The organism is Paenibacillus sp. PL2-23 (assembly GCF_040834005.1).
GTDB lineage: Bacteria > Bacillota > Bacilli > Paenibacillales > Paenibacillaceae > Pristimantibacillus.
In genome coordinates, this window is record NZ_CP162129.1 from 5,093,520 (window position 1) to 5,105,435 (window position 11,916).

Sequence of the window (11,916 nt, forward strand, 5' to 3'; positions counted from 1 at the left end):
AAGGCGTACGCCGCGCTAGATTTCGAGTTTATAGGATTGCGTTATTCCCGCAAGAAGATCGCTGGAAACATGATGTCAGTATACATTATGTAACCTTACACCGTCAACCAATCCCGGCCCCGAAAACTATCGATTTTATAGAAAAATTGTAACTTTGTGCCACTCTATGAAAAAACGATGAAAGCTTGCGGCTATGCGCTTACTCGCCTCTTCGGAGCCGCTCCAGCTTACTCCACACGTCGAGGCTCACGTTCTGATCGACGGAGTTCCGGCGGATCGGCTTCTCCTCCCGGATGGACTGCTCGATCAGCCTGCGGTTCTGTACGATCTCGACCAGCAGCTCTCTGGCGGAGAGGCGCAGGGCGCCCTTGCCGAATACCACGTGCTGCTCGATCATATCGGAGGTTGCCACGAACAGATGGCGCCGCCGCGCGATCAGCTCGTTGCACAGCCTCTCGATACATTCATCCGCCGTCTCCTTCTCCTTGGTGTAGACGACCGTAAGCTTATACTGCTTGAAGGCTTTGCCGAGGCCAGGCACCTGATGCGCGTCGAATATGACGTAAATCTGCATCCCCGTAAAGCCCTGATAGTCAGCCAGCATGCCCAGCAGCTTGTCGCGCGCGTCCTCCAGATCCTGCTCCTTGAGCTTGGCCAGCTCCGGCCAGGCGCCGATCATGTTGTAGCCATCCACAAGCAGGACGTCATTGCGCCGATTCATGCTCTACAGTTCCCGGCGCTGCCTGACGACCTCGTACATCAGCACGCCGGCGGCGACGGATGCGTTCAAGGAGTTGAGCTGCCCCTTCATCGGGAGCTTCACGAGAAAATCGCATTTCTCCTTGATGAGACGCCCCATCCCTTTGCTTTCATTGCCGATAACGATCGCCAGCGGCATATCGAATTTCGTCTTGTACACATCCTGCTTGGCGCTCACATCGGTGCCTGCCACCCACACGCCCGCTTCCTTCAGCTTGTCGATGGTCTGGGCCAAATTCGTCACCCGGGCGACCGGCACATATTCCGCCGCTCCTGCCGACGTCTTCAGCACCGTTGCCGTCAGCCCCGCCGCGCGCCGCTTCGGAATGATGACGCCATGCACGCCTGTGCATTCCGCTGTGCGGAGAATGGAGCCCAGATTATGGGGATCCTCGATCTCGTCCAGCAGCAGGATGAAGGGCGTTTCGTCTTTCGCCTTCGCCGCCGCGAGAATATTCTCCACCTCGGCATAAGCGAACGCGGCCGCCTGAGCAATCACGCCCTGATGCGCAACGCCTGCCGCCATGCTGTCCAGCTTGCGCTTGTCCACAAACTGGACCACAATGCCCAGCTTTTTGGCCTCCGCCGTGATAGGCTGGGTCATGCTTTTCTGCGAGCCCTCGGCTACCCATATTTTGTTAATCTCACGCCCTGAACGCAGCGCTTCCAGAACAGGATGCTTGCCGGCTATAAGCTCCTCTTGATTCATTTCAACGGACATAATTGTCCTCCTGTCTTATTGGTTGTGGCATACCTTCTATTCACCCGCCAGCTCCCGCTCTCCAAGCGCGATGGCGAGCAGTTCACCGATCCGTCCCAGCCTGCCTTCAAAATAAAGATGGCCCACCAGGCACTCCAGCGCAGTCGCGTGCCTGTAATCACCAGGATCGGCGTTCCTCGGCGGAGCGCCGGATTTCGTGTTGCGTCCGCGGCGCACAATGTCCGCTTCCTCCTCCGTCAGATGAGGCTGCCATCTCTCCAGTATCGCCCTCTGGGCCTTGGCCGAGACAAGCTTGGTGGCCTCCTTGTGCAGATGATGAGGCTTGTGGTTCGGCAGCGAGATCAAATATTGCCTGACCAGCAGCTCGAATACCGCGTCGCCCATATAGGCCAGCACGACGGGGTTAACCAGCCCCGCCCGCTGGGCCGGGGAGTGGAAGGCCAGCGGGTTGCCGCCGGCTGCTTCCAGGGCAGAATGGCTCCCGATGCCAGGATGCGCGTCCTCCGCCGGCCTCATCATTTGCGCCGCCAGCGGATGCCTTGCGGCGTATCCTCAAGCACGATGTTTTTTTCATTCAGCAGGTCCCGGATTTCATCCGCTCTCGCCCAGTTTTTCGCCTTGCGAGCTTCCGTCCGCTCCACGATCAGACCCTCGATCTCCTCATCCAGCAGGTCCTGCTCCGTTTCTCCAGGCAGCAGGCCCAGCACGTTGTCGAAGCGGTCGAATACGGCAAGCAGCGCTTGCAGCCCCTCCGCCTTAGCATTGCCTGTCATATAATGATTCGCTTCGGAGACGAGATCGAACAGCGCCGTAATGGCATCCGGCGTACTGAAATCATCATTCAGCTTAGCCACGAAGCGCGCTTGAATGGCATCCAGCTTCTCCTGAAGCGCTATTTCGGCTGCTTGCTCCCCCTGTATGTGGGTCGTCGACTTCAGCCTATGCTTGAGATTCGTATAGCAGTTCGCGATTCGCTCCACGCTGTTCTCCGCCTGCGCAATGGTGTCGTCGCTGAAATTCAGCGGGCTCCGGTAGTGCGTAGCCAGCATGAAATAGCGGATAGCCTCCGGCTTCACCTGCTGCACGAGCTCATGCACCTTGATTCCGTTGCCAAGCGACTTCGACATTTTTTCGTTATTTATGTGAACGAAGCCATTGTGCATCCAGTAATTGGCGAGGGGCTTGCCTGTTACGGATTCCGACTGCGCCACTTCGCATTCATGATGCGGGAATTGCAGGTCATGGCCGCCGCCGTGAATGTCGAGGGTATCGCCCATGTATCGGCGCGCCATCGCCGAGCATTCGATATGCCAGCCCGGACGTCCCGGTCCCCAAGGACTATCCCAGTTGATCTCACCCGGCTTCGCGCCCTTCCACAGCACGAAGTCGACCGGGTTCTCCTTGCGCTCGCCAATTTCGACGCGAATGCCGAATTGAAGCTCTTCGATATTTTGATGGGACAGCTTGCCGTATTCTTGGAATGAGGATGTCCGGAAGTAGACATCGCCTTCGCTTGCGTATGCATAGCCTTTGTCGACAAGCTCCGCGATAAACGAGATAATGTCAGGAATATGTTCCGTGACGCGGGGATTGATCGTCGCCTTGCGTACGCCAAGCGCCTCGATGTCGGCGTTGAACGCCCCGATGAACCTTTCGGCCACCTCTGGAACCGTTGTACCCAGCTCTTCCGCCTTGCGAATCAGCTTGTCGTCGACATCGGTGAAGTTGACCACATACTGCACCTCATACCCGGCATCCTCCAGATAGCGGCGAACCACATCGAAGAAGATAACCGGACGCGCATTGCCGATATGAATATAGTCATAGACCGTCGGTCCGCATACGTACATCTTCACCTTGCCCTGCTCCTGTGGCTGGAAGGCCTCCTTCGAGCGAGTAAGGGAATTATAAATAGAAACTGTCATGAATGAATTCTCCTTCTAATGGGTACTGGGATATTCGAGCTGCGATAACGGCGAACGGTAAAAGCTGACGGCCTCCACACGGCTGCAATTACGACTGCTGCACAGCCCCTATACGCGATTGGCTTCTCGAAGCTCATTTTTCAAATCGTCAATTTCCTTCTGCATCGCTCTCAGCATCTCGATAACGGGATCAGGAAGCTGCGTATGGTCTAGCCGATCGCCAACCCTCTCTCCGTTCCGCCGCACAACACGCCCCGGATTGCCGACAACTGTGCAGTTGTCTGGCACCTCACGCAGCACAACCGCATTGGACCCGATATTGGAATGATCACCTACCGAGAACGAGCCCAGCACCTTCGCGCCGGAGCCGATAACCACATTATTGCCAATAGTGGGATGCCTCTTCCCCTTCTCCTTGCCCGTGCCTCCCAGCGTCACGCCCTGATAGATCACCACATCGTCGCCGATCTCGCAGGTTTCCCCGATGACAACGCCCATACCGTGATCGATAAAGAGCCTTTTGCCAATGCAGGCCCCGGGATGAATCTCGATGCCGGTCATAAATCGGCTGATCTGCGAAATAATCCGCGCCAGCGTGAACCATTTTCTCTTGAATAACGCATGCGCCAAGCGATGCGCCCAAATCGCGTGCAGCCCCGAATAGGTGAATATCACCTCAAACCGGCTGCGCGCCGCCGGATCGTTTTCGAACACGGTCTGCACATCCGACTGCAATTGCCGTAGCATAATGACCTCTCCCTCCATGCTGCCCATCCCTATTCAGCCGAAGCCCTTCGGCGCCGTAGCGACATCTCGTGTCGCTGTTGCACAAACTAGCTGCTCATTCCGCGCTATAGCGACATCTCGTGTCGCTGTTACACAAACCAACTGCTCATTCCGCGCCATAGCGACATCTCGTGTCGTTATCGCCTACACAGGACCGTGGGCTGGTGCTATAGCGACACCTCGTGTCGCTGTTACACAAACCAACTGCTCATTCCGCGCCATAGCGACATCTCGTGTCGTTATCGCCTACACAGGACCGTGGGCTGGTGCTATAGCGACACCTCGTGTCGCTGTTACACAAACCAACTGCTCATTCCGCGCCATAGCGACATCTCGTGTCGTTATCGCCTACGCAGGACCGTGGGCTGGCGCTATAGCGACACCTCGTGTCGCTGTTGCACAAACTAGCTGTGACTAGCCTACAAAAAAAGCCCCTGCAGCATCTGTATGCTGCAGAGGCGTGTACACTCGCGGTTCCACTCTGCTTGAACGGCCTGGTTCAGGAAGGCACCAAGCATCCCTTGCTCAGTCAGCCGCTCATCTCTCACCGTCTTTAACGCAGACGCTACGTTGCCGCCTACCTCGCATCCGCCAGAAATCGTGCATCTGACTGGACAACGGATCGGGACAAGGCTCCCAGGTGCATGTTTCCGTAATAGGCGGACTAGACAACTTGCAGCCTCATTCCGTGACGACGCTGTCAGCAGCATCACTTGAAATGTCGGTTGTCCTCTCTGCGAATCCGTTAGCCTAACGTACTTCTCCTGTTCACTGCCGATTGCTTATTATTAGTCATAGTATACCGGATTGTGCCAAAGCGCAAGTGGCTATACGTAACGATATGCGGGTCAAGTAAGTTCGGTGCTTATCCCTTCCACTTGATCTTCATTACGCCAGCCGTTGCTTCAATCTCGCCACAACCTTAGGCTTGCCTAGCAGAACGATGGATTGGTTCAGGTCCGGGCCATGCGTCTGACCGGTCAACGCCGCGCGGATCGGCATGAACAGCGCTTTACCCTTGAAGCCGGTATCCTTCTGCACAGCTTTGATCATATCCTTGATACCGTCAACTGTAAAAGGTGCCGCCTCCGACTCGATAAGCGTAAGGAAGGCCTGCAGAACGGTTGGCACCTGCTCTTCAGCAAGCACGCCTGCCGCTTCCTCTTCGTCCACAACATTCTCTCGGAAGAACAGCTCCGTCACGCTGACGATATCCGACGCGCTGCGCAGCTTGTCCTGATGTAGAGCCACAAGCTGGGAAATCCACTCCCTGCCATCCGCGTCCAGCACATCCGGAACGCAGCCCGCCTTCTCCAAATGAGGCAGGCACATGTCGACGATGCGAGGAAGCTCGGCTTTTTTGATATATTCGTTGTTCATCCAGCTCAGCTTCTGCGTATCGAATACAGCCGGGCTCTTGCTGAGACGCTCCGCGTTAAACACTTGAATTAGCTCTTCACGCGTAAAAATCTCCCGCTCGCCCTCTGGCGACCAGCCCAGCAGCGTAATGAAATTGAACATCGCCTCCGGCAAGTAGCCAATCTCGTCATACTGAGAGATGAATTGAATAATGGATTCATCCCGCTTGCTCAGCTTCTTCCTGCTTTCGTTCACAATCAACGTCATGTGGGCGAATACCGGCGGCTCCCAGCCAAACGCTTCGTAGATCATGAGCTGGCGCGGCGTATTGGAGATGTGGTCTTCCCCGCGCAGCACGTGGCTAATCTTCATAAGGTGATCATCCAGCACCACGGCGAAGTTATAGGTCGGTATGCCATCCTTCTTCACAATGACGAAATCGCCCATCTCCGACGTATCGAAGCTGATGGAGCCTTTGACCATATCGTCGAACGTATAGGTTTTATTGGCGGGCACCCGGAATCGGATGCTCGCAACGCGGCCTTCCGCTTCGAAAGCCCGCTGCTGCTCAGGCGTCAAGTCGCGATGCTTGCCGGAGTAACGCGGCGTCTCGCCGCGAGCCTGCTGCTCCTCGCGCTCCTGCTCCAGTTCCTCTTCGGTGCAATAGCAGCGGTAAGCAAGGCCGCGGTCAAGCAGATCCTGCCAGTATTTGCTGTAGATATCGAGTCGCTCTGTCTGGCGGTACGGACCGTAGCCGCCGCCTACGTCGGTGCTTTCATCCCAGTCGATGCCGAGCCACTTCAGATACGTCAGCTGACTCTCCTCGCCCCCGGCCACATTGCGTTTCACGTCGGTATCCTCGATACGAATGATGAATTTGCCGCCCTGGCTTCTTGCAAACAAATAATTGAATAATGCCGTCCTTGCGTTACCGATATGCAAATGTCCCGTCGGCGAAGGAGCGTAGCGTACGCGCACTTCTGCTGTCATATAAGGTTTCCTCCTTGATTTGTATGTATGTATGTTTGTAGCACCATTAAGCGTGTGTGGCACGTCTATTTGGTCACAGCGAGCTCCATTCTAGCAAATAGACGTTTCTGGCACGTCTAATTCGCCAAATCCCGCTCACCGGCGCCATTTAGACGTTTCTGGCAATTCTATTTGGTCACGGCGAGCTCCATTCGAGCAAATAGACGTTTCTGGCACTTCTAATTCGCCAAATCCCGCTCACCGGCGCCATTTAGACGTTTCTGGCACTTCTAATTCGCTCAAGACTGCGCCCCTGAGCAAATTAGACGTTTACAGAACGTCTATCCCGCTCCAACGCGCGCCCTCCGAGCCAGCAACAAGCCTACGCCTGCACCAGCAGCACCACCGACTGGGCGGCGATGCCTTCGCCGCGGCCGGTGAAGCCGAGCTGCTCCGTCGTCGTCGCCTTGACGTTGATCTGGCTGACGTCGGCCTCCAGCGCTCCGGCGATGATCTCCGCCATCTGCGGAATGTAAGGCAGCATCTTCGGCCGCTGCGCGATGATAGTGGAGTCCGCGTTGCCCAGCTTATAGCCGCGCTCCTTCGCCAGCGCCCATACCCGCTCCAGCAGCTTCAAACTGTCGGCGTCCTTGAACGCGGCATCCGTGTCAGGGAAGTGCTTGCCGATGTCGCCAAGCCCTAGCGCCCCCAGAATCGCGTCGGATATCGCATGGAGCAGCACGTCCGCGTCGGAGTGGCCCAGCAAGCCCTTTTCATATGGAATATGTACGCCTCCGATGATGCATGGACGGCCCTCCACCAATTGATGCACATCGAAGCCTTGTCCTACTCTTATGGTCATCCGCCTAATTCCCCTCTCCCGTTCGACGCCCCGCCTCCGCGCCGCTGCTCCAGCAGAAACTCGGCGTAAGGCAAATCATCCGGCGTCGTAATCTTAATGTTCGTGTAGTCCCCTTCCGCGACGGCGACAGGCGCCCCCATCCGCTCGACCACCATCGCGTCGTCCGTGCCGAGGAAGCCCTCCTCCGCCGCGCGCTCATGCGCTTCCAGCAGCATTACACGACGAAAAGCTTGCGGCGTCTGGATCGCCCACAAGCTTCTTCTATCCGGCGTCGATACGATCACGCCCGCGGCATCCACCTGCTTGATCGTGTCCTTCACCGGAACGGCAAGAACGGCAGCGCCCTTCTCCAGAGCAACGCGGCAGCAGCTCGCCACCGCAGCCTCCGTCACAAGAGGACGCACGCCGTCATGCACCATCACCCATTCCGATTCAAGCACCCGCAGGCCGCGCGCCACGGAATGCTGACGCTCAGACCCGCCGCTCAGCACGGCGGACACCTTGCTCAGACCGTATTCGCCGACCCACATCCGGCACCGCTCGATATCGTCCTCGCCCACCACCAGCGCAATTTCGTCCACAAAGCCCAGCCTGTTGAACAGCTCCAGCGTATGAACGAGAATCGGCTTGTCCGATAAGCGCAAATATTGTTTACTCTCCTGTTTGCCCATGCGCGTGCCTCGTCCGGCTGCGACAATGACGACGCCCCACTTTGCTTCCATGACCTCAACCTGCCTCCGAGCCGATAGTTCGCGCCGGGAAGAACGGCCACTCCGCACTTGCAAGGCCGAAATCCTGTACGCGCGCTGCCCTAGACCTGGATCATGCCGTTCCGACACAAGCGGAGCCGACATGCCGATCTATGTACAATAGTACTATCATACCTTGTTACTGCGCTTTTTCCAACAGCTTCGGCTTGGCAAATATCATTCGTCCCGCAGACGTCTGCAGAACGCTGGTCACGAGCACCTCCATCGTCGTTCCAATATAATCGCGGCCGCCCTCCACCACGATCATCGTGCCGTCGTCCAGATAGGCAACGCCTTGCCCATGCTCTTTGCCATCCTTAATCACTTGAACGATAATTTCTTCTCCCGGCAGCACGACCGGCTTCACAGCATTGGCAAGATCATTAATATTGAGCACGGATACGCCTTGCAGCTCGCACACCTTGTTCAGGTTGAAATCATTGGTGACCACCTTGCCGCGCAGCGCCTTCGCCAGCTTCACCAGCTTGCTGTCCACCTCGCCGATCTCCTCGAAGTCGCCTTCGTAGATCAGCACCTTCACGTCCAGCTCCTTCTGGATTTTGTTCAAAATATCAAGGCCTCGCCGACCGCGATTGCGCTTCAGCAAATCCGAGGAGTCGGCGATATGCTGCAGCTCCTCCAGCACAAATTCCGGAATGACCAGCGTGCCCTCGATAAAGCCCGTCTTGCAAATATCCGCGATCCGCCCGTCGATAATGACGCTGGTATCGAGAATTTTATGCTCCTCGTATCCGCGCGTCTCCTCTGCTGCAGGCGCCGAGCGCTGCATCTCCGCAAGCGCCGAGATGCCGTCCGCAAGCTCCTCCTGCTTCGACAAGCCGATGCGAAGACCCAAATAACCGAATGCCAGCGCCATCACTCCAGGCAGCAGCGCGCCTACTCCTTCAAGCTCCGATACAGCCGGGTACAGCAGCACGGCAAGCAGCAGTCCCGCCAGCAGGCCGCCAGATCCCGATAACAGCTGGCGAAGCGGCATCTCCGCCGTCATCTCCACGCCTTTTTGCATCAGTCGTATCGCCGGGCCCGCGAGCATTGAAGCCGCCATAACGCCCAGGAGAGCGCCTACCGCTACATTCATGTAATAAGTGCCGGATTGCTGAAGCATGCCGAAGGAAGAGGAGCCTGCCCATGCAGACGCGCCGTTCACCCAGCTGTGCACCTCGCTACCCGCCATACCGCCGAACAACAACCCGATTGCTTGCATTATTCGTCTAACCATAATGGTTCACCTCCATTACAATTATGATCCAATTTTTCAATCGTTAATCGTGGGTCGCCCCCAAAATGTTCAATATCTTAGGGATTGTGGAAAACGATGTTAAGGAGGATTATAATAAGGGGGTGATGACTTCTATAAGGTGGGTGAATGAGGTGGAATCCATGAATGCTCCAACGATGGAACAATTCCAGCAGCAAGTATCGGAGCTGTTATTACGGCATCGCAGCCTGCTGGACGTCATGTCGAAGCTGGGACAATCCAGCGCGTCCGTGAACCGAGCGGTAACGAAGGCAGTAACAGACTGCGGGTGTATTGAGCTTAACGCCAGCAGGCAGCTTTATTCCGGCGAGATGAACTTGGAGGAAGCGAAGGAAACGCTGGTGAACCATTTGTCCGGCGCGCTGTGCGAGCATTGCAAGGACGTTGTGAAGAGCGAGCTGGGCCGCAACCTGTTTTATATGACCGCTATGTGCAATCTGCTTCAGATCCAGCTGGACGAGGTAGTCTCCGAGGAATACAACAAATGCTCTACGCTAGGCCTGTTCAATTTAACTTAGGGCTCCAATCCCTTATACCTGCAAACCCCTGAATCATACCAAACAAAGCTCCGAAGCCGTTATCGACTTCGGAGCTTTCCTCATGGAGCCTATGGGATTAGTGCTGATTCACTTCCTCCGCGACCCGGTTCAGCCGATGCCGGAGCCAGCGGATATCCCCCTGCAGCGTCTCCAGCGGATTGGCGCCGAACCATTCCAGCGAGGCGAACTTGCCGCTCCCCGCAATGCGATGAATGATTTCCCGGTAGTCAATCGCGCCGTCCGGCAGGGCTGTCATGCCCGCGCGGCTTCCGTTCGCCGCATACACCTGATGGGGCTGGAACACGCCGCAGCAGTCGAGTGAGGTTATATTTTTGAGATGAAAATGCTCCACCCACGCCTCCAGCTTCTCATAGCTCTCCAGCGGATCATCACCGGCCTCCCATATGTGCAGGAAGTCCATGTTCAGCTTAACCGCCTCGTGATCCACCTCTCTCATCAGCCGAATGGCCGCATGAAGATTGTCAGCCAGCGTGCCGGGATGAGTCTCCACAAGCAGCTCGACGCCGCGCGCCAGACACAGGTCGCCCAGCACGCGCAGCTGCCATACCATCGTCTCGAATTCGCCTTCGCTCGTCTCCTCGCTGCCCTGCATGCCCGCGAAGGTGCGAAGCTTGCCCGCTTGCAGCCAGTTCGCGCAGCGCAGAAGCTCCTCGCACTTGGCAATCGTGTCGGAGAAGCTGACAGCGCTCCCCACATCCAGATAATCGCTAATCATGGATACGGCAAGCCCTTCCTCCGCCGGCATACGAGACTGGCTGCCGCGCTGCGCATACAAATAACGGGCGTGCGTCCCCCATATCTCCATGCCGTCGAACCTATGAAGCTTGGCGAAATCGATCAGCTGGTCAAATGAAACAAGCATATGCCGGAACGAAATGGTGCACAGCGAGCACCTGAGCGGCTTGGCATTAAGCATCGATCAACCGCTCCCCCCGGGCATCGGCATGATGAGCTTGCCAGAGCTTCAGCTCCCGCTCCAGCTCAAGCTTGATTCCCCGCTCGATCGCCTCCGCCTTGTCCAGCGTATCGAGCAGAGACGGAAGCATATCGGCGCGGCTGGTCAGCGACATTTTGACCGCTATGTACTGAACCGTATGGAACGCCTGCACCAGATCGCGGATTTGCTGCGCCCAATGCTCGTAATTGTCGCGCGGGAGATCCAGCTCGTCATGGAAATACATCAGCGCGTAATCATATCCATACTTCCGAATGACGATGACATGAAGCTGCTTGAGCGCATCCCCAAGCCGCGGCAGCGTCTCACGATTCGCCGCCATGTCGACAATAAGCTTGCGAAGGCCGTCCACCAGCTCATTGCGTTCAGGGGCGTGCCTCTCGTAGAAATAAGCGGCTACCTCCTCTGGGCGCGGCCTCCTTACGGATTCGGCTTCTATATAGAAGCCGTCGGGATACGGATTCCGGATCAGCGCCTGCAGCACCGTCTCTCGCTCGACCATGCCCTCCCACTTCATATCCGCGTCCAGCACATACCATTCGCCCTCGACTTCCGAGGCATAGACCAACACATAATGAGGGAACGGATTCAGATTAAATGTGTTTTCGCGCTTCGGCATCAAGCACATATCGATTTGCACCACGACATGCCGATGGGGCGGGGCGTTCTCCACGAGCTCCACCAGCCTCGCCGCATTAGCCTCCGGCTCCTTGCCGGGATCGTGCCACTGAACCGTCCCGATGCCGAACAGCCGCTCATATGCCTCCATAGAAACCCCGTGCCCCTCCGTCTCGGAATAATAGGACAAGCCCGCTTCCGTCACCGAGAAGTCCGAGTCCCACACGTGAAAATAAAAAGGGCGGTAGTCGACGTCGCTATGCCTCTTGATGACCTCGCACAAGCAGCTTACCACGCAGTGAACCTTGATTCGCTGCTCCTTCCATCCGAACATCCCACTTCCTCCTCCTGATCCCCTTAAGCTTCTAGGCATC

The 11,916-nt window shown here is 56.7% G+C and carries 12 protein-coding genes; 1 reads left to right on the forward strand and 11 read right to left on the reverse strand.

Going from position 1 to position 11,916, the window contains the following annotated elements; all coding sequences use genetic code 11:
- Nucleotides 1-199 precede the first annotated feature (199 nt).
- From AB1S56_RS22650 to AB1S56_RS22690, 9 genes are all read right to left on the reverse strand, one after another.
- The gene (locus AB1S56_RS22650) at nucleotides 200-721 is read right to left on the reverse strand and encodes an NYN domain-containing protein (RefSeq protein ID WP_340870955.1); all 522 of its coding nucleotides are present in this window, start codon (nucleotides 719-721) and stop codon (nucleotides 200-202) included.
- A gap of 3 nt (nucleotides 722-724) precedes the next feature.
- Nucleotides 725-1,480 (reverse strand): 23S rRNA (guanosine(2251)-2'-O)-methyltransferase RlmB, encoded by a 756-nt coding sequence (gene rlmB / locus AB1S56_RS22655; protein WP_340870956.1) that lies wholly within the window; start codon nucleotides 1,478-1,480, stop codon nucleotides 725-727.
- 36 nt (nucleotides 1,481-1,516) lie between these two features.
- Nucleotides 1,517-1,864, reverse strand: a complete 348-nt coding sequence (locus tag AB1S56_RS22660; protein WP_340871016.1) for a ribonuclease III domain-containing protein — start codon at nucleotides 1,862-1,864, stop codon at nucleotides 1,517-1,519.
- A 131-nt stretch (nucleotides 1,865-1,995) separates the two neighbouring features.
- Nucleotides 1,996-3,405: a cysteine--tRNA ligase gene (gene cysS / locus AB1S56_RS22665; protein ID WP_340870957.1), complete on the reverse strand. Its 1,410-nt coding sequence runs from the start codon at nucleotides 3,403-3,405 to the stop codon at nucleotides 1,996-1,998.
- Nucleotides 3,406-3,513: 108 nt separating this feature from the next.
- Nucleotides 3,514-4,152 carry a serine O-acetyltransferase gene (cysE, locus tag AB1S56_RS22670; RefSeq protein ID WP_340870958.1) on the reverse strand — a complete coding sequence of 213 codons (639 nt, stop codon included), beginning with the start codon at nucleotides 4,150-4,152 and terminating at the stop codon, nucleotides 3,514-3,516.
- 927 nt (nucleotides 4,153-5,079) lie between these two features.
- The gene (gltX, locus tag AB1S56_RS22675; protein ID WP_340870961.1) at nucleotides 5,080-6,540 is read right to left on the reverse strand and encodes a glutamate--tRNA ligase; all 1,461 of its coding nucleotides are present in this window, start codon (nucleotides 6,538-6,540) and stop codon (nucleotides 5,080-5,082) included.
- 361 nt (nucleotides 6,541-6,901) lie between these two features.
- Nucleotides 6,902-7,381, reverse strand: coding sequence for a 2-C-methyl-D-erythritol 2,4-cyclodiphosphate synthase (gene ispF, locus AB1S56_RS22680; protein WP_340870963.1), 480 nt, complete (start codon nucleotides 7,379-7,381; stop codon nucleotides 6,902-6,904).
- Entirely contained in the window at nucleotides 7,378-8,103 is a 726-nt protein-coding gene (ispD, locus tag AB1S56_RS22685; RefSeq protein WP_340870964.1) for a 2-C-methyl-D-erythritol 4-phosphate cytidylyltransferase, read from the reverse strand. The genes ispF and ispD overlap by 4 nt, the downstream gene beginning before the upstream one ends.
- Before the next feature lie 166 nt (nucleotides 8,104-8,269).
- Nucleotides 8,270-9,370 carry a PIN/TRAM domain-containing protein gene (locus AB1S56_RS22690; RefSeq protein ID WP_340870965.1) on the reverse strand — a complete coding sequence of 367 codons (1,101 nt, stop codon included), beginning with the start codon at nucleotides 9,368-9,370 and terminating at the stop codon, nucleotides 8,270-8,272.
- A 161-nt stretch (nucleotides 9,371-9,531) separates the two neighbouring features.
- Here AB1S56_RS22690 and AB1S56_RS22695 point away from each other — a divergent pair, with 161 nt between their 5' ends.
- Nucleotides 9,532-9,927, forward strand: coding sequence for a DUF1573 domain-containing protein (locus AB1S56_RS22695; protein WP_340871017.1), 396 nt, complete (start codon nucleotides 9,532-9,534; stop codon nucleotides 9,925-9,927).
- A 97-nt stretch (nucleotides 9,928-10,024) separates the two neighbouring features.
- Here AB1S56_RS22695 and AB1S56_RS22700 read toward each other — a convergent pair whose 3' ends face one another.
- Together AB1S56_RS22700 and AB1S56_RS22705 are read right to left on the reverse strand one after the other, a co-directional pair.
- Nucleotides 10,025-10,885: a sugar phosphate isomerase/epimerase gene (locus AB1S56_RS22700; RefSeq protein WP_340870966.1), complete on the reverse strand. Its 861-nt coding sequence runs from the start codon at nucleotides 10,883-10,885 to the stop codon at nucleotides 10,025-10,027.
- The gene (locus tag AB1S56_RS22705; RefSeq protein ID WP_340870967.1) at nucleotides 10,878-11,876 is read right to left on the reverse strand and encodes a DUF6005 family protein; all 999 of its coding nucleotides are present in this window, start codon (nucleotides 11,874-11,876) and stop codon (nucleotides 10,878-10,880) included. The genes AB1S56_RS22700 and AB1S56_RS22705 overlap by 8 nt, the downstream gene beginning before the upstream one ends.
- Nucleotides 11,877-11,916 lie beyond the last annotated feature (40 nt).

What these genes read in the sequence shown, in the direction of transcription:
- AB1S56_RS22650 (WP_340870955.1), bottom strand. Translation starts at nt 721, where the DNA reads ATGAATCGGCGCAATGACGTCCTGCTTGTGGATGGCTACAACATGATC.
- rlmB (WP_340870956.1), bottom strand. Translation starts at nt 1,480, where the DNA reads ATGTCCGTTGAAATGAATCAAGAGGAGCTTATAGCCGGCAAGCATCCT.
- AB1S56_RS22660 (WP_340871016.1), bottom strand. Translation starts at nt 1,864, where the DNA reads ATGGGCGACGCGGTATTCGAGCTGCTGGTCAGGCAATATTTGATCTCG.
- cysS (WP_340870957.1), bottom strand. Translation starts at nt 3,405, where the DNA reads ATGACAGTTTCTATTTATAATTCCCTTACTCGCTCGAAGGAGGCCTTC.
- cysE (WP_340870958.1), bottom strand. Translation starts at nt 4,152, where the DNA reads ATGCTACGGCAATTGCAGTCGGATGTGCAGACCGTGTTCGAAAACGAT.
- gltX (WP_340870961.1), bottom strand. Translation starts at nt 6,540, where the DNA reads ATGACAGCAGAAGTGCGCGTACGCTACGCTCCTTCGCCGACGGGACAT.
- ispF (WP_340870963.1), bottom strand. Translation starts at nt 7,381, where the DNA reads ATGACCATAAGAGTAGGACAAGGCTTCGATGTGCATCAATTGGTGGAG.
- ispD (WP_340870964.1), bottom strand. Translation starts at nt 8,103, where the DNA reads ATGGAAGCAAAGTGGGGCGTCGTCATTGTCGCAGCCGGACGAGGCACG.
- AB1S56_RS22690 (WP_340870965.1), bottom strand. Translation starts at nt 9,370, where the DNA reads ATGGTTAGACGAATAATGCAAGCAATCGGGTTGTTGTTCGGCGGTATG.
- AB1S56_RS22695 (WP_340871017.1), top strand. Translation starts at nt 9,532, where the DNA reads ATGAATGCTCCAACGATGGAACAATTCCAGCAGCAAGTATCGGAGCTG.
- AB1S56_RS22700 (WP_340870966.1), bottom strand. Translation starts at nt 10,885, where the DNA reads ATGCTTAATGCCAAGCCGCTCAGGTGCTCGCTGTGCACCATTTCGTTC.
- AB1S56_RS22705 (WP_340870967.1), bottom strand. Translation starts at nt 11,876, where the DNA reads ATGTTCGGATGGAAGGAGCAGCGAATCAAGGTTCACTGCGTGGTAAGC.